This is a genomic window from Umezawaea sp., from assembly GCF_036375055.1.
Taxonomy (GTDB): Bacteria; Actinomycetota; Actinomycetes; order Mycobacteriales; family Pseudonocardiaceae; genus Umezawaea.
The window spans coordinates 15,894-38,133 of record NZ_DASUSQ010000073.1 but is presented as its reverse complement, the minus strand read 5'-3'; the positions used below and the strand labels follow the sequence as shown (position 1 = coordinate 38,133).

Here is a 22,240-nt window from a genome sequence, read left to right as displayed (position 1 = left end):
CGGCGCCAGGGTGTCACCGGTCGAGTCGGCCGAGCCGTACGCCTTGACCTCCCAGAGGGAGTAGCCGTACTTCGTGGCGCGGGTGGTCCCCACGACGCGCAGGTACCGGCCGTGCGCGGCCAGGCCGGGCAGGTCGTCGGTGCCGCCGTCCCCGTCGTCCACCGTCGCGATCGTGGTGAAGCGGACGCCGTCGTCGGAGACCTCCAGCCGGTACTTCGTGGCGTGGGCGGCCTCCCAGTCCAGCTTCACCCTGTTCACCGTGGACGGTTGGCCGAGGTCGACGCGCAGCCACTGGGGATCGGCGCTCACGGCGCTCGCCCACCGGGTGGTGGTGCTGCCGTCGACGGCCTTGGCGCCGCCGAGCGAACTGCTCTCCGTGGTGGACGTGACGACCGGTTTTCCCTGGGAGAGCAGGACATCGGCCGCGCTCGCCGGGGTGGCGACCGCGGAGGACAGTGCCAGGGCCGTCGCGGTGACCGCCGCGACCCTGGGCAGGGTTCGGCGTGGTGGTAGGTGCACGGGGCGCTCCTTCGAGCCTGGCGCGGCGGAACGAGGCAGAGATAGTTAGGAAACTTTCCTAACAGACTGTATCGCCGCGTTCTTCCACGGGGCAAGGAGCGGAAGTCGGTTGAACGATCCAGGCAGCGACGAAGACCCACGTTCGAGTGAACCGGGCCACCTGGAGTGGGCACCAGCGTGCCCGTCCGTCACCTGAACGCCGCAGCGCCGGGCGGTCGGCGTGCCCGCCGGCCGCCCGGCGCGCCCGTCACACGACGGTCCGGTGGTACTCCCTCAGCACGGCGTCGAGCTGGTTGCCCGCCAGCCGGTCCGGGCCGGTCCAGGAGTTCTCCAGGTCGGTCGCGCCGACCACGTCCGACTCGCCGAGCAGCACCCAGTGGTCGCTCCACCAGGTCTTCACCTGGACGCGGGGCTCGCCTGCCCCTGGCTCGGCCGAGCTGAGCGGTGCGATCATGACCGCGCCCGCGACGGGGTCGGCCTTGAGGACGAGGACCTCGTGGCCGTATGTACTTGCGGAACAAGCCTGCGGTTGCCGCGGGCATGGGGGAACCTCCGTGGGGGTGAACGTCCTGACCGGGCGCCGGACACCGGTGACGGGCAGCCCTGTTGGGGCCGGTTCGCCACCGGTCGTTCCGGGTCGGACCTCCGCGCACCCCGCTCTGCGGGCGTGAGCGCGGACGGCCGGGGGAGCGGCGAGCCGCCGTCTCCGCCCACCCGGGCTCGCCGACGCGCACCCGACGAGCGCCGTCCCGTCGACGACGGGCTTCGGCGCGTCGCCGAACGGCACCGCGGCATCTCCGCGGCTGGTCGGCGTCCTCCGCGGTGCCGCGTGGAGGGGACCGCTGGTCCGCCGGACGGACGGCGGGGGCGCTGGCACACTGGAGCGGTGGGAGTCGACATCGTCCTGGTCCGGCACGCCCGGTCGTGCGTCCCCCGCCCCGGCGGGCCGGACGAGTACCGCAGGCCGTTGACCGCGGCAGGCCTGGCGCAGGCCGAGGAACTGGTCACCGAACTCGCCGACATCGAGCCCGGCCTCGTCGCGTCCAGCCCGTACCTGCGGGCCGTCCAGACGGTCGAGCCCTTCGCCCGGTCGGTGGGCGTGGCGGTCCGGACGGAGCACGACCTGCGGGAGTGGGACTCCGGACTCGAACCGACCCCCGACTTCGTGCGCCACTACATCGAGAGCTGGGCCGATCCGGGGTTCGCCCGGCCGGGTGGGGAGAGCCTCCACCGGTTCACCGCTCGCGCGACGGCGGCCCTCACGTCGCTCGCGGAGCGGACCGGGGCCGGACCCGTGGTCGTCGGCAGCCACGGCACGTTCGTCTCCAGGGCACTGGTCGGGTTCGGGGTGGCGGGGGTGGACCACGCGTTCGTCCACGCGATGCCGATGCCCGCGGTCTACCGGATCCGCTTCACCGAGCACGGGGTGGACGTCACCGGACCGGGTCTCTGAACTCCGGGAGCGGGTCTCACCAGAAGTGGTCGACGCGGTGCGCCCGCTCGGCGCTCGCGGTGGCGTGCAGAGCCCTGGCGACGTCGCCCAGCCACCGGGCGTCCCGCGGGCTCGCGGCGGTCACGTCCGTGATCGCCCACAGCCACGCGAACACGTGGTTGAACGACGGGAGCACGGCCACGGCGCCCTCGTCCGGGATGGTGGAGAGCGCGAGGTCCAGCATGGTGCGCGCGGTGTCGAACACCTCGTCGTCCGGCCACAGCGGGGGTTCGCCGTGCTCGCGGGCGCGGCGGACCTGGAGGATCCGCGCCAGCGCGGGATCGGTCGACGTGGCCGCGTGCTCCGGCGCCACGAGGTCGCGCACCCTGGTGAACAGGTCGCGGAGCGCGGCGGGTTCGCCGCCCTCCAGGACGCCGATGACGACGTCGTCGCCGAGACGGTCCCAGCAGATCATCGTGGCCACCTCCGGTGGGTCGGACGCCCGTCCCAGGTTCCCCCCGGCCGCTACACGCGGGGCTGAGCGCGGCTCGACCGGCGCCGGGACCGGTTCACCCGAACCGGTCCCGGCGCGCGGCGGCTACCTCTTGGCGATGGCCACGTTGTCGAACGCCGCGCCCGTGGCGAACACGCGCACCCCGTTCGCGCCGCTGGTGTAGGTCGTGTCCGTCACGCTGATCTTCGGCGTGGTCATGTCGTCCACGAACACCTTGATCGACGACCCGACCGCTTCGACCCGCAGGTGGTAGCGGGTGCCGGGCCGGACGGTCAGCGCCGCCGACGCCAGCGGCGTCCAGTTGTTCGCGGCCTTGCCGAGCACCACGCGGCCCGATCCGCTCACCCCGGCGTAGTAGCCGCGGTAGGAGTCCGTGCCGACGGCGGGCTGGGTGGCCCGGAACACGACCCCGGAGTCACCCGACGCCGACGCGGGCGTGACGTCCACGTCCTGGACGAAGTTGCCGAAGTTGGTGTCCAGCAACGCCTTCCCGCCGTAGGAGGACGTCGTGGCGTACCGACCGCCCGCCGCGGACCACGACCCGCCGTAGGTCGCCCAGCCGAGGGCGTTGTCGTCGCGGAAGTCGTCGCGCACCTTCATCGTCACCGGCTGGATCGTGCCGTCGGCGTTGAACGACATCCGGTCGTAGGCGAGCTGCCGGTCGTTCGCGCCCGACCGGCTCAGCGGGCGGCGGTGGTAGAGGATGTACCAGGTGTCCGTGCCGGGGACGTTGATCACCGAGTTGTGCCCGGAGCCCTTCGCCACGGCCGGGTCCTGCGCCAGCACCCTGTCGATCTTGGCGAACGGCCCGAGCGGGGAGTCGGAGATCGCGTACGACACCGAGTAGTTCGGGCCGGTCCAGCCGTCCTCGGACCACATGAGGTAGTACTTGCCGCCCCGCTTGAACATCTGCGGGCCCTCGGTGTAGTTCTCGGGCGTGATCTCCTTGAACGTGCTCCCGTCGGGGAACGTGCCGAGGCTGGTCATGTCGCGGTTGAGCTTCGCGACGTTCGCGTGGCCCCAGCCGCCGTAGTACAGGTAGGCCTGCCCGTCGGAGTCGATGAACACGTCCTGGTCGATCGGCTGCGCGCCGTTGACGAACTGTCCCACCAGGGGAGCGCCGATCGCGTCGACGTACGGGCCCTCCGGCTTGTCCGCCACGGCCACCCCGATGCCGCCCGACTCGGCGTTGCTCTGGATGTCGTTGGCGCCGAAGTACAGGAAGTACTTCCCGTCCCGTTCGATCGGGGCGGGAGCCCAGACCGCCCGGTTCGCCCAGGAGACGCTCGCGGTGGTCAGGATGTCGGGGTGCTTGGTCCAGTGGACCAGGTCGGTCGACGAGAAGGCGTCCAGGTACGTCTGCTCGGAGTACGGGCGCGAGGCCGTCGGGTACACCCAGTACCTGCCGCCGTAGACGGCCACGTCGGGGTCGGCGTACCAGCCGTCGACGAACGGGTTGCCGCCTTCGGCCGTGGAGTAGTCGGGGATCGCCGGGGCGGCGCCCGCCGTGGGAGCTGCCGGGGCGACGCCGCCGAGGAGGAGTGCGGTCAGGGCGAGGGAGGTGATCCTGGCCGGACGGCTGCGCCGCCAGGATTTGCAACGTTGTAAATCCATGGTGTCGATCAGACCACGTTCCCTGGCGACGTGTCCAGGGACCGCTGGATTCCTGTCCTGCACCGGTCAAGAGCGGTCCCGCGCCAGTGGTGCGTCTCGGAGGGGTGACCGGTGACCGGGTCTTCCGAGCTGACGTGCGGGCTGCTCCCGCACGTCAGCTCGGGAGGTGCTTGTGGCTCGTCGTCCGGAAGCGTGCGTCCGTCCGCTGTCGGTGGAGGGCGGTCGGGAGCCGGCGCGGATCAGCCGGACCGCGAAGAACCCGGTGAAGCTGCGTCGGGCGGTCGTGGTGTTGATGTCCGGTCGGGGTCGGGCGGTCCGGGACACGACCTCGGTGACGCGGGTCGAGGACAGTCGCGTGTGCGGCGTGATCCACGCGTTCGACGAGCGGGGGGTCGGTGGTCTCCCGCCGACCGGGGCATCACCTCGTTCGCCACCTGGTCGTCGTCCAGGTGGCGAACGCACCTGCTCGACCGCGGCGATCAGCCGGGAGACCCCGCGCCTGCTCCTGCCCACCCGCGGATCCCTGGTGAACCGGGTCCAGGCCGAGTTCGCCGCGCGGCCCGACTCACCGTCCGAACCCGGACCCACGACCCGGCCGACGTCGCGTGTCGCACCGCTAGCCGTGGCTGATCGCCCCGTGCGTGAAGGTGGGGCGGGTGCCGGGGCTGATCCAGTGGGCGGTCAGCTCGCTCGACGGGAAGAACTGGAGGAAGCGCGAGTCCGCCTGGGAGCGGTCCACGACGGACTTCTCCAGGATGAGCGAGTTGTACTGGTCCGCGGTGGTCTCCAGGGTGTTGGCGTTCAGCACCACCTCCTGCTGCCAGTCCCGCGTCCACCGGCGCACGCCGGGGAGCCTGCTGTGCTCCGGGGTGAGGCACTCGGTGGCGATGGCGTTCTCGCTGCTCGCCCAGATCCCCGTGTCGGTGTTGAGCATCAGGGTCTGGTTGCCGAACACGTGGCCGGGCGTGGGGACCACGGCCACGCCGGGCCCCAGCAGGACCCCGCCGTCGACCGCGAGGATCGCCTCGGGGCGGAGGTCGGCGAAGTGCTCGGCCTGGTACCACGGGCGTTGCAGGGGGTGCAGGGCGCGCATGGCGGCGACCTCGTCGCGCTGCACGACCAGCCTGGCGTTGGGGAAGAACGGCGTCACGGGGCCGCCGAGGTCGGGCTGGTCCGCGGTGGTGCCGACCCAGCGGCGCAGGTCCTGCGTGTGCAGGTGGTCGAACACCAGGTAGTCGACGTCCTCGGGGCGGATGCCGAGCCGGGCCAGGTGGTCGCCGACGGAGGGGTTGCCGGTGACCAGGAGGCGCTCCAGCACGGAGGGCGTCTTCTTGGCCAGCGCGGCGAAGTACGGGGTGTTGCGGCCCAGTTCCACGTCGCTCGGCTCGAACAGCAGCGTCCGCACGCGACCGTCGGTCTCGGTCCAGCGGATCACCAGCATCCGGTTGGTGATCGTCAGGAACGGGGCGGGGGACAGCGCGGCGCGGAACAGGCCGAACCTGGTGGGGTAGGGGAGGGTGACCAGGTCGCACGTGGTGATCCGGTCGGGGGTGCCGCTGGAGGCGAACTCGCGGCGGAAGTCGTCGGCCCTGGTGCGGACCCACGCGAGCTTCGCGCCGAAACCGCCGCCGACGGCGGCCAGGCCCGCGAAGGTGTCGACCGGCGTGCCGATCCCGGACAGGTCGGAGGCGTCTGGCAGCGTCACCTGAGCTCCTTGCGCGCGCCGAGGAGGGCCTTCACCACGAGCAGCCAGTTCTTCGGCTTCCTGTAGTCGAGGCCGCCCAGGAGTTGCTTGAGCATCGTCAGGACGTCGAAGTAGATCCGCTCGCAGACCAGCACGTCGTCCTCGAAGATGAAGTACGCGGTCATCCGCACCTTGAACGTGCTCCCCGTGGCCGGGATCGAGCCGAACGGCCCGAGGTGCGTGCCCAGCAGGTAGAACTCGCAGATGACGGCGTCGTCGCCGTGCCGCAGCCGGATCAGCTCGTGGTGCTGGTCGGGGAACGCGGTGCGGGTGTCGGCGTAGTAGCCGCGCACCGCCTCGGCGCCGTCGTGCACGGCGCCGGTGGCGATCACCTCGTAGCGAGGGTGGGGGAACGTCGAGAGGACGTCGTCCCACTGCTGGGCGACCTCGTCGTGGAAGTGGTCGAGGACGATCTTCTCCCGCGTGGCGCGCAGGGTGTCGGTGAGCACGGTGTCGACTCCTTGGTGACTTACGCTGTAAGTATCACCAGGGTTCCACTTACGCCGTAAGCTTGTCAACGTGGAGATGCGCCGATGAGCACGGGAAGACGCGAGCCGCTGAACCGCGAGCGGGTCGTCGCGGGAGCGTTGGCGCTGGTGGAGCGGCACGGGGTCGACGCGCTGAGCATGCGCAAGCTCGCCGCGGAACTCGGCGTCGAGGCCATGTCGCTCTACAACCACGTGGCCAACAAGGACGACGTGCTCGACGCCATCGCCGAGGTCGTCTTCGCCGACCTCGCGCTGCCGCCGTCCACGGAGGACTGGCGCGCCGACGCCCGCGCGCTGGCCGACGCCTTCCGCGCGGCGGCCCTGGCCCACCCGCGCACGGCGACGCTGAGCCTGGCCCGCCAGCTCGGGTACCCGGCCGTCCCGGTGACCGAGGCCGCCCTGGACGTGCTGGCCAGGGCCGGGTTCGACCCCGAGCAGGCCGTCCACGCGTCGCGCACCCTGCTCGCCTACGTCATCGGCACGCTGCTCCGCGAGATCGGGTCGGGGCCGCCGGACGAGACCCGCGAGGCCGCGCTGGTGGCGACCGGACTGCCCCGCGTCACCGAGTCCGCCCGCCACCTGGCCGTCTGCCACCACGAGGCCGAGTACCGCTTCGGCCTCGACCTCGTGCTCGACGCGCTCGCCGTCCGCGTGGCCGGCCCGCCCCGGCGGTGACGGCGCGCCGACCGGCGTCCCGGCGCGGGAGGTCGGCCAGCAGGGCGACGGCCGCGTGCACCGCGCCGTGGCCCAGGACCAGGGTCGGGTCACGGGCGACTGGGAGGTCGTCGTCACCGGGAACCGATTCTTGTCGGACCCCCCTGTTAGCGTCCGCTCCCTCGGCGACCGAGGGAGCGTGGATCGGGTGGAGGACGGGGAGAAGGCGGCGTTGCCGCTGTTCCTGGAGGCGCGGCGCGCCGGTGTGCCCGCGATCGCGGACGGCCTCGACGAGGAGGCGCTGACCACGGCCGTGCCGCCCCCCGGCTGGACGCCGCTCGGTCCGGTCGACCACCTCGGCCACGCCGGGCGGCACTGGTTCCAGGAGGTTCTCACCGGCTCCGCGGCACCCCTGCCGGGGAGGGGCGAGAACACCCCGCCGCGCACCACCCGACCACCGTCGGAGGTCCTCGCCTTCCGGGACCAGCGCGGCCGGTCGAACGCCGCCCCCACCGCCACGCCGCTGTCGCCGCGTCCGGTGGGCGGCCACCCGTCCCCGCTCGGCGAGGAGATCACCGCCGTGCGCCGGATCGCCCCGCGCGCGGTCAAGGAGACCGCGCGTCACGCGGGCCACCCCGACGCGGTCCGTGAACCGCTCGACGAGCGAACGGGCCCCCGGCCCCGGTAGCCCGGTTGGCATAGCATCGAGCTGCCGCGGCGGAAGGGGACAGGTGAGCCAGGCGTCGAACGACACGTCGGTCGCCGGCGTCGCCCACGCGCGGTGGGGTGTGCGGCCGGAACCCGCGACGGCCCGCTACGCGGAGCCGGGGTGGCAGCACTCGCCGATGCCGATCGAGCGCACGTGCCCGAGGTGCGGCGGGCAGCTGCACGGCATGTACCGGGCGCACCCGCACAAGGGGCGGCAGCAGCTCCAGGCCGCGGTCGTGTGCCCCGCCTGCCCGGCCTCGTTCACGGTGCGGGAGTTGCAGCTCTCGCAGCGGGCGGTGCTCGGGGAACTGCGGCCGGAGTCGGTGGCCCGCAGGCTGCGCGAGGAGGCCCAGCTCGCGGCGCTCGAACGTCCCGAGCCCCGCGAACACCGTCCGTCCCCGCCGGTCGGGAGCGCACCCCCGGCACGGCGCCGGTCGGGTCCCGACAGCGCGACGCCTCCCGCGGCTCAGCCGGAGTCCGGCGGCCAGGACGTGCGACCCGCTCCCCGCACGCGCGCCGCGGCTCGGCCGGAGCCTGGTGTGCCGCCCGTGGCTGGGGAGCGCGCCGCGGCCGGGCCGGAGCCTGGTGTGCGGCCCGCTCCAGGGGAGCGTGCCGCGGCTCGGCCTGCACCCGATGACGCCGAGGGCGCGCCTCCCGCACGGCGGGAGTCCGGCCCCGCGGTCCCTCCCCGGTCGACCCCGGAGCCCGTCGAGTCGGAGCCTGTCGAGCCGGAACCCGTTGCGCCCCTTGGGGAAGCGCCCACCCCCGCGCGGCGGCGGGTGTCGACCACCGTCATGGCCGCGCGGATCCGGTCGATCCTCACCGGCTCGACCGCGGTCGCCGCCGCGCCCGCCGCGTCCATCCCGGTCCTGCCGCCCGCGCTGGTGGAGTCGACCGAGCACCGGCTGGTCTGGTGGCGCAAGACCGTCGACCCGCACCTGGAGCTGCCGGAGCTGCCGCCGACCGCCGACGTCCGCGTGGTGCTGCCCGAGCACCCCCGGTTCGATCGCCTGCGGGAGCGGTTGAAGCAGGCCGAGGTGGCGTTCCGGTCGGTGCCGCACTGGATCGAGGAGGAACTGGTCTCCTCGGTCGGGCCGACCGGCGGGCTCGCGCCGGTCGTGGCCTCGGCGTGGCTGTCCGAGGTGGGCGGGCTCGTGCCGGACCGGTGCGACCCGGTCGGCGGTGACGGGGCGCTCGCGGCGCTGCTGGCGTTCGAGGTGCTGTGGGACCTGCACGAGCCGGTCGACCCCGCGACCGTGCCCGACTCGATGCCCGCGGAGCACCTCGTGCCCGCGGAGTGGTTGCCGTTCCTGTCCTTCCCGCTGCTCAACCCGGCGCAGAGCCAGGCGGCGCCGCACATCCTGGACACCGACGAGCACCTGCTGGTCGCCGCGCCGACGGGGGCGGGCAAGACCACGATCGGGAAGCTCGCCGCGCTGCGGTCGATCCTCCAGGACGGGCGCAAGGCCGCGTGGCTGGTGCCGCAGCGGTCGCTGACCGACGAGCTGAACACCGAGCTGGAAGCGTGGCGCCGCAACGGGTTGCGCGTCGAAAGGCTGTCCGGCGAGTACGCGGTCGACGTGGAGAAGGTTCGCGAGGCCGACCTGTGGGTGGCCACCACGGAGAAGTTCGAGGCGATCTGCCGGACCGGGTCGTTGCAGGCCGCGCTCGGTGAGGTCGGGTGCCTGGTGGTCGACGAGATCCACCTGCTCGGCAGCCCCGGCCGCGGCGCGCTGCTGGAGGCGCTGCTGGCGCGGGTGCGGGGCGCGGAGTCGCCGGTGCGGATCGTGGGCCTGTCCGCGACCGTGTCGAACGCCGCCGAGGTCGCCGAGTGGTTGCAGGCCACGCTGGTGACGACGGCGTGGCGGCCGTCGCGGGTGACGTGGCAGCTACCGGTGATCCCCGCGAGCACGAGCTTCACCGCCGGCGGCCGGATGCGCGAGCAGGCCGTGGTGGAGCTGACCGAGCGGCACACCGCCGAATCGGGCAGCGTGCTGGTGTTCTGCGGGTCCAAGCGCAACGTCCGGTCGACCGCGATGGCGGTCGCCGCCTCCCGCGGCGCCCCGGTGCACACGGCCGCCGCCGACGACGTCGAGGCGCTGACGGAGGTGTGCGCGTCGGTCGGGGTGCGGATGCACTACGCCGACTACGAGCACAAGCACGCCGCCGAGCGCGCGTTCCGGGCGCGGGAGGCGGACGTGCTCGTGGCGACCTCCACCGTCGCCGCGGGCGTCAACCTGCCCGCGCGGGCGGTGGTCGTGCGGGACACCAAGATCGGCGGCGAGCCGATGGACACCTCGACCGTGCAGCAGATGTTCGGCCGCGCGGGCCGCATCGGCGCGGGGGAGACGCAGGGCTGGTCGTACCTGCTGACCGAGGAGACCGAACGGGCGGCGTGGCAGACCCGACTGGTCGCCGGGTACTCGGTGTACTCGCGGATCTACGACAGCCTCGCCGACCACGTGCTCGCCGAGGTCCTCCAGGCCCGCATCACCACGCTGGCCGACGCGCAGGCGTGGTGGGTGGAAACCCTCGCCCACGCGCAGGGTGACGACGACCTGGAACCGGTGCAGGCGGCGGTGGACTTCCTGGTCGAGGAGGGGTACCTCACCGGGGTCCGGCGCGGCGACGACCTCGTGCTGGCCACCACCGAACTCGGGCGGATGACCGCCCGGATGATGGTCTCGACCTACACGGGCCAGCGGCTGCGCCGCACGCTCGGCCTGCTGCCGGTGCCGAGCGACCCGGACTCCGCCGAGGAGGCGCTGAGCCTGGTGCTGGCGGTGGCCGTGCCGGAACTGGCCGGGGTGCCGGTCGCCGAGGCGGTGCGCCCGGCCGTCGCGACCGCCATCAAGGCGGGCGGCCGGACCTCCCGGATCACCCACACCACGTCCATCAAGGGCCTGGGGTCCTCCGCGTCGACCGCGCCGGGCGACCTCGCGTGGGCCGCGCTGCTGGTCACCGCCCGCTCACCGCACCTGTTCCGCGCGCCGCGCCGGGTCGTGGCGGGCATCCCGCTGGCCACGATCTACCCGGTGATGGAACAGGCGCCGCGCTACCTGGCGTGGCTGGCGGCCCAGGGCGTGCTGGGCACGGTGCACCCGTGGATCGCGATCGTCGCCGCCGACCTGGACCAGCGGGTCCGGTGGCGGCACCTGGTGCCCCGGCGCGGCGCCGGACGGCTGCTGTGGCTGTGCGAGCAGATGGCCACCCGTGCCCGCGCGAAGGACGTCGTCCCGGTGATGTGGCGGTCGGCGGTGGGGTCCGGGCTGCGCGCGCCGGACTGGAACCCCGGTGTGCCGCCGACCGGCTGCGAACTCGACCAGGCCGGGTACACGGCGCTGCTGCGCGACCGCGTCACGGGCGCGCGGATCGTCGAGGGGGAGACCGGGGCGGTGGTGTCCGGGATCGCGGGCGCGGTCGCCATCGCCTGGCGGGGCAGGGTCAGGGGGCCCGCCGTGGTGACGAAGGCGACCACGGACGTCGACAACCCGCGCGACCCGGAGTCCGACGCCGACGCCGGGGTCGCGGTGTTCACCCGCCGCGGCGACTACCGCGCCACGGGGTGGCTCGCCGCGTACGACCGGCTCGCGGACCCCGAGGAGGAGGACCTCCCGCCCGCGCGTCCGCTCCGCCGGGGGTTCGGGTCGGCCTGAGCCGCGGTCTCCCGGCGCTCCAAAAAAATGTCGTCCGAACGATGACATTGCTGTTGTCATCGTTCGGACGACATGGTAGAAAGTACGTGCGCGTTGACAGCAGACGACAGACATTCGAGGAGGTGCCGGATGTTGATGCGCACTGACCCGTTCCGGGAGCTGGACCGGCTGGCGCAGCAGGTGTTCGGCAGGCCGGGCACGTGGTCGCGGCCCGCGACGATGCCGCTGGACGCCTACCGCGACGGCGACGAGTTCGTCGTGGCGTTCGACCTGCCGGGTGTGTCGCCCGACGCCATCGACCTGGACGTCGAGCGGAACGTCCTGACGATCAAGGCCGAGCGGCGTCCGACCGCTCACGGCGACGACGTCGAGATGCAGGTCGCCGAACGTCCGCTGGGCGTGTTCTCCCGCCAGCTGTTCCTCGGCGACACCCTCGACACCGATCGCATCACGGCGAACTACGAGGCGGGCGTGCTCACGCTGCGCATCCCGGTGCTGGAGAGGGCGAAGCCCCGCAAGATCGCCATCGCGGGCGCGGCCGAGCGCGAGGACGCCAAGCAGATCAACGCCTGATCCCCGACGGCGAACGGGTCCCTCCGCCCGCGCGGCGGAGGGCCGTTCGACGGGGTTCCCGCCCGTGCCACGGGAGGTTGACGTGGAAGGCGACAGCTCGCACACCACTGCCCGTCGCGACGAGCGCTCGGTCCGGGGCGGGTTCGCCGACGTCCTGTCCGCCGAACCCGCCTGGGTCCGCGAGGAGTTCGCCGCGATCGTGTCAGCCAACTTCGGCGCGCCCGCCCCGCGGCGGCGCCCGCGCCCCTCGCCCCCGCGCGGCCGTCGACCCGCCGAGCCGCCCGCGCCCGCGGGGAGCGACGACCACGACGACCTGATCGGCGAGCGGGAGCGGTCGCCCCCGCCGGTGTGAGGCGTTCGAACAGGAGGTGATGCCGACCGACATCGAGGTTCGCGTGCTCGACGAGGGGGCGACCGCCCACCACTTCGCGGGTGTCCGCTCGGCGGACGACACCCGCACCGCGTCTCGTGACGCCACCGCGCGGCGCCCCTCGTCGTGGCCGCACCCCGCGGCCCGTCCCCCCGACCCCCCGACCCCCGGAGCAGAACAGGACGAACCGACTGGCGTGGAGTGCAGAGATGAACCGGTCCCACCCCAGGACGCGCACCAGGGCAGGCGTCCTGGCCACGGCGCTCGCCGACGCCACGCGCGCCGCCGAGCGGTCGATCCGCGCCCACCTCGACCCCGAACGGACACCCGACCCCGTGGTCATGAGCCGGGAGAGCTGGCAGATGATCCACCTGTTCGGGACGCTCGGCGACCTCGCCGCCGCGCTGGCGTCGCGGATCGGCGCCGGCCCGCACCGGTACTCGGTGCTCGCCGACGACGGCGCTCCCGCCGACCAGATCGCCCGCGCGTGCCGCGGTCTCGCCGAGCTGCGCCACGCGCTGGAGGACGCCCAGCGGGCGGCGCGGGACGTCTACGCCGCGCTGAGCCACCTGGAGGTCCACCGGGGGGCCGACCCGTCCGGGCCGGGCACGTCGCGGAAGGGCGCCTGACCGTGTCGGGGTGGCACCGTCCGCCACCGCCGGACCCGTACGGGGTGCTGGGGGTGCCGCGCGACGCGACCCCCGCGCAGGTGACCGAGGCGTACCGCGTGCTGGTCCGCGCCCTGCACCCCGACACCGGCGACGACACGGGGGACGCCGCTCGCCTGGCCGACGTGCTGGCGGCCTACGCGGTGCTCCGCGATCCCGGCCGCCGCGCGGCCCACGACGCCGAACACCCCCGACCAGGTCCGACCCGCGTCCCCGTGCGCGTCCACCACCCCGCTCCACGGCGGGAGCCGGACCTGCGGGCGGGCCCGGTGCGTCGTCATCCGGGGTGACGCGGGTCCTCGGCGGTGCCGGGTCGGGCTCCGGTGACGACCTCGGTGCGACATGTGCTTGACTGTATCAATGAGTAAGTCAAGTATTCCGACGGTGGACCAGATGACGCGGATCGTTGTTCGCCGTCCAGGCGGCCCAGACGCGCTCCTCCTGGAACGGGTGGCGGTGCCCGTGCCCGGAACGGGCGAGGTCGTCATCGCGGTGGAGGCCGCCGGGGTGGCGTTCGGTGACGTCCAGCTCCGGCAGGGCCGGTTCCCCGGCACGCTGCCGGTGGTGCCGGGCTACGACGTGGTCGGGCGCGTCTCGGCCGTCGGGCACGGGGTGGACGGGGTCGCGGTCGGGCAGCGGGTGGCGGCGTTGACGGTCACCGGCGGGTACGCGACCCACGCGGTGGCGAGGGCGGCGTTGGCGGTGCCCGTTCCGGACGGTCTGGACGCCGCCGCGGTCACCGCCCTCGTCCTGAACTACCTGACCGCGTGGCAGATGCTGCACCGCGTGGCCCGCGTCGAGACGGGCGGCTCGATCCTGGTGCTCGGGGCCGCGGGAGGAATCGGGTCCGCGCTGACCGAACTGGCCGCGGGACGGGGGATCCGGGTGTTCGGCACCGCGTCCGCGAGCCGTCGCGCGGTGCTGGAGGCCCGCGGTGTCGCGGTGGTCGCCGACCAGGCCGCGGTGCCGGAGCCGGTGGACGCCACCTTCGACGCCGTCGGCGGGCCGTCGCTGGCCGCCAGCCGACGGGCCACCGGCCGGGGTGGGGTGGTGGTGTCGTACGGCATGAGCTTCGCCGTCGCCGCGGACCTGTCGAAGGTCGGTGGTCTGGCACGCGCCGTGGCGGCGTTGGCGCGCGCGAAGGTCGAGCCCGGTCCGAAGGTGGTCAACTACCAGGTCGCGGCGAGGGCGAACAGGGACCCCGCCGCGTTCCGCACCGACCTGGCCCACCTCGTGGACCTGGTGGGGCGCGGGGCGGTGAACCCCGTGGTGACCACGATGCCGCTGGCCGGGGCCGCCGACGCCCACCGCAGGCTCGAAGCGCGCGAGGTCGTCGGCAAGCTCGTGCTGGTCCCCTAGGTCCGCCGGTTCGGCGACGAGCTGGTCGGTCACCTCCAGCAGGCGTCCGGGTGGGTGGAGCGGGAGCATCGCGGGGTCGGCGTGCCGTCAGGTCGAGTCGCGGACCACCAGCTCGGTCGGCAGCAGCGCCGCGGCGGGCGGCAGGCCCGCGACCAGGTCCAGCAGCAGGCGCACCATCTCGCGGGTGATCCGCTCGAACGGCTGCCGCACGGTCGTGAGCGCGGGCCGGGTCGTCGAGGCGATGCCGGAGTCGTCGAAACCGCCCAACGCCACGTCCCTCGGCACCCGCAGGCCCGCGTCCTGGAGCACGGTGAGCGCGCCCGCCGCCATGAGGTCGGACGCGACGAACACCGCGTCGAGGTCCGGCGCCTTCGCCAGCAGCTCGGCCATGGCCGCCTCGCCGCCCGCACGGGTGTAGTCGCCGTGCGCGATCAGCGCGGGCGCGGCGTCGGCGCCGAGGACGTCGCGGTAGCCCGCCAGCCGCTCCACCCCGCCGGGGGTGTCGAGCGGGCCGGTGATCGTCGCGATCCTGGTCCTGCCGCGCTCCCGCAGGTGGCGCACCATCGACCTGGCACCCGCCCGGTCGTCCGCGGCGGCGTAGGCGACCACGCCCTCGTGGCCCAGTGGCTTGCCGCAGGTCACGACCGGGATGTCGAACTGGACCAGCTCGTCGACCAGCGGGTTGCCGGTGTGCGACGACACCAGCAGCACGCCGTCGACGTGGCCCGCGGCGAGGAACCGGCTGGTGCGCTTGCGCTCGACGTCGCTGCTGGCCGTCATCAGCAGCAGCGGCAGGTCGTGCTCGGCCAGCTCCTGCGTGCACGCCTGGAGCAGGATGCTGAAGTTCGGGTCCTCGAACAGCCTGCTCTGCGGTTCGGTGAGGACGAACGCGATCGAGTGCGCCCGCTGCGTCACCAGGCTGCGCGCCGCGGAGTTCGCCACGTACCCGGTCTTGCGCACCGCCGCCAGCACGGCCTCCAGCGCCACCGGGCTGACGTTGCGGCCACCGTTGAGCGCGCGCGACACCGTGCCCCTGGACACGCCTGCCTCGGCGGCCACGTCGTGGATGGTGGGTCGCGCCCTGCTCTTGCCCAGCCTGCCGGTCATGGCCCACTTCCCTTCACGCCTTCACCGCTCCGGAGAGCAGGTCCACGCGCCAGTATCGCTGGAGCGTGAGGAACAGCGCGATCAGAGGCAGCACCGACACGAGCGAGCCGACGATGGCGAGGGTGTAGAGGGCGGGCGTGGTGTTGCCCTGGTTGAGCATCGTGTACAGCCCGAGCGTCACCGGGAACTTCCCGTCGTCGCCGAGCATGATGAACGGCAGCAGGAAGTTGTTCCAGATCGCGACGAACTGGAACAGGAACACGGTGACCAGTCCGGGCACCATCATCGGCGCCGCGACCGACCACAGGATCCGGCCCTCGCCCGCCCCGTCGGTGCGGGCGGCCTCCACGACGTCGTCCGGCACGGCCGCCGCCGCGTAGATCCGGGCCAGGTAGATCCCGTACGGGCTGAGCACGCTGGGCACCAGCACCGACAGGTGGGTGTCGGCCAGCCCGACCTCGGAGATCAGCAGGTACTGGGGGACGGCCAGCACGACCGACGGGACCAGCACCCCGGCGATCAGGGCGTTGAACACCAGCGAGCGTCCGCGGAAGGCGAACTTCGCCAGCGCGTACCCGGTGAGCCCGGACAGCGCGGCCGACAGCAGCGCGCCGACGCCCGCGTAGAGCGCGGAGTTCGCCATCCAGCGCCAGAACAGACCGTCCCGGTAGGACGACAGGTCGCCCAGGTTGGCCAGGGCGGCCGTGCCCGGCGAGAACGTGGACGTGGAGAACAGCTCGCCGCCGCTCTTGGTCGAGGCCACCACGACCCACGCGACCGGCAGGAGGCAGTAGGCGGCGCCGACCAGCAGCACGAGCGTGGGCAGCGCGCCGAGCGCGCGCCTCACCGCTCACCGCCGAACGCCCGCGACCGGGTGATCCGCAGCAGACCGGAGGACAGCACGAACATCACCGCGGCGATGACCACGGAGGCCGCCGCGGCGGAGTGGACGTCGCCGCGGGCGAACGCGTCCTGGTAGACCTTCATCAGCGGGCTCCACGTGCGCGACAGCGAGTTGGTCAGCGGCGCCAACGTGGTCGGCTCCGCGAACACCTGGAGCGTCGCGACGACGGAGAACAGCGTCGTCAGCACGAGCGCGGGCGCGACGAGCGGGACCTTGATCCGCAGCGCGACCTGCCACGCCGAGCAGCCGTCGATCCGCGCCGCCTCGTAGAGGTCGCGCGGGATCGACCGCAGCGCCGTGTGGAGGACGATCGTGTTGTAGCCCACGCCTCCCCACACGGCGATGTTGGCCAGCGCGAAGTAGATCCCCGTCGGCGACAGCAGGTCCACCTCCGGCAGCGACAGCTCGTCCAGCAGTTGCGCGAACGGGCTCGTGGACGGCAGGTACAGGAACCCCCACAGCAGCGTCGCGATCACGCCGGGGACCGCGTACGGCAGGAAGATCGCGATGCGGGAGAAGCCGCGCGCCCGTACGCGGTCCTCGTCCAGCAGCAGCGCGAACACCAGCGCCAGCAGCAGCATCGTCGGCACGAGCAGCGCGCCGTACCCGAGCACGCGCAGCGCGCCCGCCCCCATCTCCGAGTCGGTGAGGGTGCGCGCGTAGTTGCCGAGCCCGGCGAAGACCTCCCTGCGGCTGCCCCTGCCGAGCCCGAGCCCGCTCACCTCGGTCCGGAACAGGCTCAGGTAGACGGTGTACGCGATGGGGAGCGCGAGCACCAGCAGGAACAGGACCACCGCGGGGGCGACGAACAGGTAGGGCGTCGCCGCTCCCGCCCGCCGTCGGCGGGACGTCGTGGAGGGCACCGGTCAGCCGACCTTGAACCCGCTGGCCCGCATGTCGTCGATCGTCGCCCGCTGCACCTCCGAGAGCGCGGGCACCAGGTCGGTCCCGGCGGTGATCGCGGCGCCGAAGGCGTTCTTGTACGCGGTGTAGGCGACGTTGACGTTCGGTCCCCAGGTGAAGCTCGCGGCGGTCGAGGCGATCTTCTGGGCGGTGGGGTAGAAGTCCTCCTGCGCCGGGAAGAACGCGGGTGGCTGCTCCAGCGCCGACCCGGTCTGGGCCTTGGTCGCCGCGGGGTAGACCCCGCTGTCGGTCACCAGCGCGGCGACCGCCTCCGGGTCGGTGTTGAGCCAGATCGCGAACTCCGCGGCGGCCTTCCGCTTCGTCGACGCCGACATCACCGCCGTGGTCGACCCGCCCCAGTTGCCGGTGCGCGGCGACGCGGCGTCCCACTGCGGCAGGGGAGCCATGGCCCACCGGCCGAGGGTGCCCCCCGCGTTGCCCGCGAGCACGCCGGGCGCCCACACGGCGCTGACCCAGCCGATCTGGGTGCCGTCGTTGAGGGCCTTGTTCCACTCCGGCGTGTACATCGGGGTCTTGTCGACCGCGCCCTCGGCGACCAGGCCGCTCCAGTACGCGGCGACCTTCCTCGTGGCCGCGTCGTCGATCGAGACCCTCCAGGTGTCGCCGTCGATGCTCCACCACGAGCCGCCCGCCTGCTGCGCGAGGCCCGCGAACCAGCCGGGGTCGTTGGAGGAGAACGTGCCGAGGAACCTGTCGGGTGCCCTGGACCGCAGGGTCCTGGCCGTCCGCGCGTACTCGTCCCAGGTCGTGGGGACGGTCAGGCCGTACTGCTGGAACAGGTCGGCGCGGTAGTAGAACATCATCGGCCCGGAGTCCTGCGGGATCGCGTACACGCCGTCGCCCCCCAGCGTGACCTGCTGCCACACGCCCTCGGGGAACTCGCCCTCCACCGCCGCCGCGTCGGCGGAGACGTCGGCCAGCACGTCGTTGCTCACGAGCGTGGGCAGCGCCTGGAACTCGACCTGCGCCAGGTCCGGCCCGCTGCCCGCCTTGGCGCTGGTGAGCAGCTTGGTGACCAGGTCGTCGCCCTGGGCCTGCTTGCTCATCACGACCTTGCGGTCGGGGTGGGAGGCGTTCCACCGGTCGACGACCTTCTCGATGTTGGGCGCCCAGGCCCAGAAGCTCAGCTCGGTGGGACCTTCGGGGTCCTGGCCTCCGCTGCTCCCGCAGCCTGCCAGCAGGGCGAGGCCGAGGCCTGCCGCCACGGCCTTCCTGGCGATGTCGAGTCGCATGGGGTCTCCGGTCGGGTCAGCGTCGCCAGCGACTGCACCGGCGAGGACGAGCGCTGTGAACGTGCACAGTAGTTGCGCCCAGGTGCGTCCTGTCAACCGCTTGACGCGGCTCTGCAACAGGGAAGTAGCCTGGTAAACCAACTGTGAACGTTCCCAAAACCTGGAGATTTCATGGGCAGTGTGGTGCGAGGGCGGGCCGTGCCGGGCCTCCGGGCGGACGCCCCGCCGACGCCCGTCGGGATCGACGGGATGGTGTTCGGCGGCGACTACAACCCCGAGCAGTGGCCCGAGCACGTGTGGCTGGAGGACGTCGAGCTGATGCGGCGGGCCGGGGTCAACCTGGTCAGCGTCGGCATCCACTCCTGGGCGCTGCTCGAACCCCGGCCCGGCGAGCACGACTTCGGCTGGCTCGACCGCCTGCTCGACCTGCTGAACGGCGCGGGGATCGGGGCGAACCTGGCGACCCCGACGGTCGCGCCACCCGCGTGGCTCTACCGCGCGCACCCCGACGTCCGGCCGGTCGACCACAACGGCGTCGTGCTCGAACTCGGCTCACGGGCGACGTTCTGCCCGAGCGCGCCCGCCTACCGGGCCGCGGCGCTGGGCATCACCACGGCACTGGCCGAGCGGTACGCCGAGCACCCCGCGCTGGCGATGTGGCACGTGCACAACGAGTACGGCGCCCCCGTGGGCTCCTGCTACTGCCCGGAGTCGGCCGCCGCGTTCCGCCGGTGGCTGCGGCGGCGGCACGGCGACCTCGCGACGCTGAACTCCGCGTGGGGCACCACCTTCTGGGGCCAGCGCTACGGCGAGTGGGAGGAGGTCGAGCCGCCGCGCACCAGCGGCACGACGGTGAACCCCGCGCAGCGGCTGGACTTCCTGCGCTTCTGCTCCGACGAGCTGCTGGACTGCTTCCGCGCCGAGCGCGACGTCCTGCACGAGCGGTCGCCCGGTGTCCCCGTCACCACCAACTTCATGACCACCAACTGCAAGTCCATCGACTACTGGCGCTGGGCGTCCGAGGTCGACGTGGTGGCCAACGACCACTACCTGACCGCCGAGGCCGACCGGAACCACGTCGACCTGGCGATGTCGGCCGACCTCACCCGCTCGGTGGCGGGCGGGCGGCCGTGGATGCTCATGGAGCACTCCACCAGCGCGGTGAACTGGCAGCCGCGCAACGTCGCCAAGCGGCCGGGGGAGATGGTGCGCAACAGCGTCACCCACGTCGCCAGGGGAGCCGACGCGGTGATGTTCTTCCAGTGGCGCGCTTCCCGCTTCGGCGCGGAGAAGTTCCACTCGGCCATGCTGCCCCACTCGGGCACCCGCAGCCGGGTGTGGCACGACGTCGTCCGGCTCGGCGGCCACCTCGCCGGGCTGGAGGAGCTGCGCGGCAGCCTGGTGCTCGCCGACGTGGCGGTGCTGTGGGACTGGGAGTCGTGGTGGGCGCTGGAACTCGACTGGCGGCCGTCGTCCGAACTGGACTACCGCGACCGCGTCGGCGCGTTCTACGAACTGCTCTGGGACGCCCACCTCACCGTCGACTTCGTCCGGCCGGGGACCGGTCTCGACGGCTACCCGCTCGTCGTCGTGCCCTCGCTGTACCTCACGACCCCGGCCGCCGCCGCGGTGCTGACCGAGTACGTGCGCGGCGGCGGAACCCTGGTGGTGTCGTACTTCTCCGGCATCGTCGACGCCAACGACACCGTCCACCCCGGCCCCTTTCCCGGCGCGCTGCGCGAGGTGCTCGGCGTGGAGGTGGAGGAGGTCCTGCCGCTGCGCGCGGGGGAGCGGGTGCTGCTCGACGGCGGAGCGCACGCCGACACGTGGGCGGAGGAGGTGCTGCTCACCGGCGCGGAGTCCGTCGTCCGGTACGTCGACGGACCGAGCGCGGGCGGTCCGGCCGTCACGCGCCACCGGTTCGGCGCCGGGATCGCCTGGTACGTCTCGACGAGGATGGACACCGCCGCGCTGGGCCCGGTCCTGCACGACGCGTGCGTGGACGCGGGGATCGACCCGCGCGTGGACCTGCCGGCCGACGTGGAGGTCGTCCGGCGCGCGGGCGCCGACGCCGAGTACCTGTTCGTCGTCAACCACAACGACCACGCGGTGCGCGTCGACGCCCGCGGCACGGAACTGCTCTCCGGGCGGACCTGCGGCCCGGACCTGCTCGTCGCACCCGGCGGTGTGGCCGTGGTGCGCGTGACCTGAGGTTCAGGAGGGACGACCATGAACTCACCACGACGACTGCTCGCCGTGGTCACGGCGCTGGTGTTGGCGACGGGCCTGTCACCCGCCACCGCGAGCGCCGCCGCGACCCCGACCAACGCGGGGTTCGAGGCCGACGGGGGCACGGCCACCCCCGCCGGGTGGACGACCGGCGGCACGCTCGGCGCGTCGTTCACCGAGGCCGGTGGCCGCTCGGGCTCCTACCGGCTGTCCCACTACTCTGCCTCGGCCTACGAGGTCGAGACCCGCCAGACCCTGACGGGCGTGTCGAACGGCTGGCACACGCTGCGGGTGTGGGTGCGCTCCGGCGGCACGTCCCACATCGCCCTGCGGGACTGCGGCGGCGCCGAGCAGCGCGCGTCCCTGCCGATCAGCGCGGGCGCGCTGTGGATCGACCTCGTGGTGTCCGCACAGGTCACCACCGGCCGCTGCACGATCGCCCTGGTGTCGAGGGGGAAGGCCGGGACGTGGGCGAACTTCGACGACGTCCGCTTCACCGCCGGGCGCGCGTCGCTCGCGATCCGCGGCGGCGACGTGTCGAGCCTGAAGAAGGGCGAGGACCACGGCGCCGTCTACCGCACCGCGTCGGGCGCGCGGCAGGACGCCCTGGCGATCCTGAAGGCCAACGGCGCCACCTACGTCCGGCTCAAGGTGTGGGTGAACCCGGCGGACGGCTACAACGACAGGGACGACGTGCTCGCGATGGCCAGGCGGGTCAAGGCGCTCGGCCTCGGGCTGCTGATCGACTTCCACTACTCCGACACCTGGGCCGACCCCGGCAAGCAGCACAAGCCCGCCGCGTGGGCGTCCTACGACGTCGCCGGGCTGTCGAAGGCCGTCTACGACCACACCTTCGACGTGCTGAACGCCTTGAAGGCGCAGGGGACGACGGCGGACATGGCGCAGGTCGGCAACGAGACCAACTCGGGGATGCTGTGGCCCGAGGGGTCGATCGACAACTGGGACCAGCTCGCCCGGCTGCTCACCAGCGGTGCCGGCGCGGTGAAGGCCGTGTCGCCGTCGACCAGGGTCGTGCTGCACGTCGCCAACGGCGCCCGCGGCGCGGACGTGCGGTGGTGGTTCGACAACGCCGTGTCCAGGGGCGTGCCGTTCGACGTCATCGCCCTGTCCTACTACGGCTACTGGCACGGCACGCTCGGCGAGCTCCAGCGGACGCTGTTCGACGTGACCGCCCGCTACGGCAGGGACGTGCTGGTGGCCGAGACCGCCTACCCGTTCACCATGGCCGACGCCGACTTCGAGCGGAACGCCTTCAGCGACCCGTCCCTGCTGGTCCCCGGCTACCCCGCCACCTCGGAGGGGCAGCTCGCGAACTTCCGCGACGTGCTCGCCGTCGTGCGGGCCGTGCCGAGGGGGCTCGGCGTCGTCTACTGGGAGCCGACCTGGACCGCCGTGCCCGGCAACGGCTGGGACCCCGACAACCCGAACTCCGGTGACGGGTGGGACAACCAGGCCCTGTTCGACTGGTCCGGCACGGCGCTGCCCGCGATCACGGCGTTCGCCGGGTGACCGGTGCCCGGCTCG

Annotated in this window: 21 protein-coding genes; 11 read left to right on the top strand and 10 right to left on the bottom strand. The window is 73.2% G+C overall.

Going from position 1 to position 22,240, the window contains the following annotated elements; all coding sequences use genetic code 11:
* Both VFZ92_RS20590 and VFZ92_RS20585 read right to left on the bottom strand, forming a co-directional pair.
* The coding region (locus VFZ92_RS20590) for a discoidin domain-containing protein (RefSeq protein ID WP_330877612.1) at positions 1-456 on the bottom strand (456 nt) is incomplete at its 3' end.
* Between the two features lie 310 nt (positions 457-766).
* Positions 767-973, bottom strand: coding sequence for a hypothetical protein (locus tag VFZ92_RS20585; protein ID WP_330877610.1), 207 nt, complete (start codon positions 971-973; stop codon positions 767-769).
* Positions 974-1,405: 432 nt separating this feature from the next.
* On the opposite strand from VFZ92_RS20585, the gene VFZ92_RS20580 reads away from it, so the two are divergent.
* Positions 1,406-1,972 carry a histidine phosphatase family protein gene (locus VFZ92_RS20580; RefSeq protein ID WP_330877609.1) on the top strand — a complete coding sequence of 189 codons (567 nt, stop codon included), beginning with the start codon at positions 1,406-1,408 and terminating at the stop codon, positions 1,970-1,972.
* Positions 1,973-1,988: 16 nt separating this feature from the next.
* On the opposite strand, the gene VFZ92_RS20575 is transcribed toward VFZ92_RS20580, so the two are convergent.
* The 4 genes from VFZ92_RS20575 to VFZ92_RS20560 form a co-directional block, all read right to left on the bottom strand.
* Entirely contained in the window at positions 1,989-2,426 is a 438-nt protein-coding gene (locus VFZ92_RS20575) for a hypothetical protein (protein ID WP_330877608.1), read from the bottom strand.
* 123 nt (positions 2,427-2,549) lie between these two features.
* Positions 2,550-4,079 (bottom strand): glycoside hydrolase family 43 protein, encoded by a 1,530-nt coding sequence (locus VFZ92_RS20570; protein WP_330877607.1) that lies wholly within the window; start codon positions 4,077-4,079, stop codon positions 2,550-2,552.
* A 616-nt stretch (positions 4,080-4,695) separates the two neighbouring features.
* A complete protein-coding gene (locus VFZ92_RS20565; RefSeq protein ID WP_330877606.1) occupies positions 4,696-5,784 on the bottom strand; it encodes a hypothetical protein in 1,089 nt (362 codons plus the stop codon).
* Positions 5,781-6,272, bottom strand: coding sequence for an ester cyclase (locus tag VFZ92_RS20560; RefSeq protein ID WP_330877605.1), 492 nt, complete (start codon positions 6,270-6,272; stop codon positions 5,781-5,783). Before VFZ92_RS20560 ends, VFZ92_RS20565 begins: the two co-directional genes overlap by 4 nt.
* A gap of 84 nt (positions 6,273-6,356) precedes the next feature.
* Between VFZ92_RS20560 and VFZ92_RS20555 the strand changes: the two genes are divergently transcribed.
* From VFZ92_RS20555 to VFZ92_RS20520, 8 genes are all read left to right on the top strand, one after another.
* Positions 6,357-6,986 carry a TetR/AcrR family transcriptional regulator C-terminal domain-containing protein gene (locus VFZ92_RS20555; RefSeq protein WP_330877604.1) on the top strand — a complete coding sequence of 210 codons (630 nt, stop codon included), beginning with the start codon at positions 6,357-6,359 and terminating at the stop codon, positions 6,984-6,986.
* Positions 6,987-7,164: 178 nt separating this feature from the next.
* A complete protein-coding gene (locus VFZ92_RS20550; protein WP_330877603.1) occupies positions 7,165-7,653 on the top strand; it encodes a DUF664 domain-containing protein in 489 nt (162 codons plus the stop codon).
* Positions 7,654-7,696: 43 nt separating this feature from the next.
* Positions 7,697-11,329, top strand: coding sequence for a DEAD/DEAH box helicase (locus VFZ92_RS20545; RefSeq protein WP_330877602.1), 3,633 nt, complete (start codon positions 7,697-7,699; stop codon positions 11,327-11,329).
* Between the two features lie 129 nt (positions 11,330-11,458).
* A complete protein-coding gene (locus tag VFZ92_RS20540) occupies positions 11,459-11,902 on the top strand; it encodes an Hsp20/alpha crystallin family protein (RefSeq protein ID WP_330877601.1) in 444 nt (147 codons plus the stop codon).
* Positions 11,903-11,984: 82 nt separating this feature from the next.
* Positions 11,985-12,254, top strand: a complete 270-nt coding sequence (locus VFZ92_RS20535) for a hypothetical protein (protein ID WP_330877600.1) — start codon at positions 11,985-11,987, stop codon at positions 12,252-12,254.
* A 227-nt stretch (positions 12,255-12,481) separates the two neighbouring features.
* Positions 12,482-12,901 (top strand): hypothetical protein, encoded by a 420-nt coding sequence (locus VFZ92_RS20530; protein ID WP_330877599.1) that lies wholly within the window; start codon positions 12,482-12,484, stop codon positions 12,899-12,901.
* A 2-nt stretch (positions 12,902-12,903) separates the two neighbouring features.
* The gene (locus VFZ92_RS20525; protein ID WP_330877598.1) at positions 12,904-13,230 is read left to right on the top strand and encodes a J domain-containing protein; all 327 of its coding nucleotides are present in this window, start codon (positions 12,904-12,906) and stop codon (positions 13,228-13,230) included.
* Between the two features lie 103 nt (positions 13,231-13,333).
* Positions 13,334-14,299 carry a zinc-binding dehydrogenase gene (locus tag VFZ92_RS20520; protein WP_330877597.1) on the top strand — a complete coding sequence of 322 codons (966 nt, stop codon included), beginning with the start codon at positions 13,334-13,336 and terminating at the stop codon, positions 14,297-14,299.
* Between the two features lie 87 nt (positions 14,300-14,386).
* Here VFZ92_RS20520 and VFZ92_RS20515 read toward each other — a convergent pair whose 3' ends face one another.
* From VFZ92_RS20515 to VFZ92_RS20500, 4 genes are read right to left on the bottom strand one after another with little or no spacing between them, the layout of a single operon-like run.
* Positions 14,387-15,406, bottom strand: coding sequence for a LacI family DNA-binding transcriptional regulator (locus VFZ92_RS20515; RefSeq protein WP_330877596.1), 1,020 nt, complete (start codon positions 15,404-15,406; stop codon positions 14,387-14,389).
* Between the two features lie 13 nt (positions 15,407-15,419).
* Entirely contained in the window at positions 15,420-16,253 is an 834-nt protein-coding gene (locus tag VFZ92_RS20510; RefSeq protein WP_330877595.1) for a carbohydrate ABC transporter permease, read from the bottom strand.
* A complete protein-coding gene (locus VFZ92_RS20505; protein ID WP_330877594.1) occupies positions 16,250-17,173 on the bottom strand; it encodes a sugar ABC transporter permease in 924 nt (307 codons plus the stop codon). The genes VFZ92_RS20510 and VFZ92_RS20505 overlap by 4 nt, the downstream gene beginning before the upstream one ends.
* Before the next feature lie 3 nt (positions 17,174-17,176).
* Complete coding sequence (locus tag VFZ92_RS20500) at positions 17,177-18,466, bottom strand: extracellular solute-binding protein (RefSeq protein ID WP_330877593.1); 1,290 nt, start codon at positions 18,464-18,466, stop codon at positions 17,177-17,179.
* 171 nt (positions 18,467-18,637) lie between these two features.
* Here VFZ92_RS20500 and VFZ92_RS20495 point away from each other — a divergent pair, with 171 nt between their 5' ends.
* Together VFZ92_RS20495 and VFZ92_RS20490 are read left to right on the top strand one after the other, a co-directional pair.
* Complete coding sequence (locus VFZ92_RS20495; RefSeq protein ID WP_330877592.1) at positions 18,638-20,677, top strand: beta-galactosidase; 2,040 nt, start codon at positions 18,638-18,640, stop codon at positions 20,675-20,677.
* Between the two features lie 18 nt (positions 20,678-20,695).
* Entirely contained in the window at positions 20,696-22,225 is a 1,530-nt protein-coding gene (locus VFZ92_RS20490) for an arabinogalactan endo-1,4-beta-galactosidase (RefSeq protein ID WP_330877591.1), read from the top strand.
* Positions 22,226-22,240: the final 15 nt, after the last annotated feature.

Coding starts and splice junctions, on each gene's coding strand:
- VFZ92_RS20495 (WP_330877592.1), top strand. CDS start 18,638: ATGGGCAGTGTGGTGCGAGGGCGGGCCGTGCCGGGCCTCCGGGCGGAC.
- VFZ92_RS20500 (WP_330877593.1), bottom strand. CDS start 18,466: ATGCGACTCGACATCGCCAGGAAGGCCGTGGCGGCAGGCCTCGGCCTC.
- VFZ92_RS20585 (WP_330877610.1), bottom strand. CDS start 973: ATGATCGCACCGCTCAGCTCGGCCGAGCCAGGGGCAGGCGAGCCCCGC.
- VFZ92_RS20515 (WP_330877596.1), bottom strand. CDS start 15,406: ATGACCGGCAGGCTGGGCAAGAGCAGGGCGCGACCCACCATCCACGAC.
- VFZ92_RS20555 (WP_330877604.1), top strand. CDS start 6,357: ATGAGCACGGGAAGACGCGAGCCGCTGAACCGCGAGCGGGTCGTCGCG.
- VFZ92_RS20530 (WP_330877599.1), top strand. CDS start 12,482: ATGAACCGGTCCCACCCCAGGACGCGCACCAGGGCAGGCGTCCTGGCC.
- VFZ92_RS20490 (WP_330877591.1), top strand. CDS start 20,696: ATGAACTCACCACGACGACTGCTCGCCGTGGTCACGGCGCTGGTGTTG.
- VFZ92_RS20570 (WP_330877607.1), bottom strand. CDS start 4,079: ATGGATTTACAACGTTGCAAATCCTGGCGGCGCAGCCGTCCGGCCAGG.
- VFZ92_RS20575 (WP_330877608.1), bottom strand. CDS start 2,426: ATGATCTGCTGGGACCGTCTCGGCGACGACGTCGTCATCGGCGTCCTG.
- VFZ92_RS20540 (WP_330877601.1), top strand. CDS start 11,459: ATGTTGATGCGCACTGACCCGTTCCGGGAGCTGGACCGGCTGGCGCAG.
- VFZ92_RS20520 (WP_330877597.1), top strand. CDS start 13,334: ATGACGCGGATCGTTGTTCGCCGTCCAGGCGGCCCAGACGCGCTCCTC.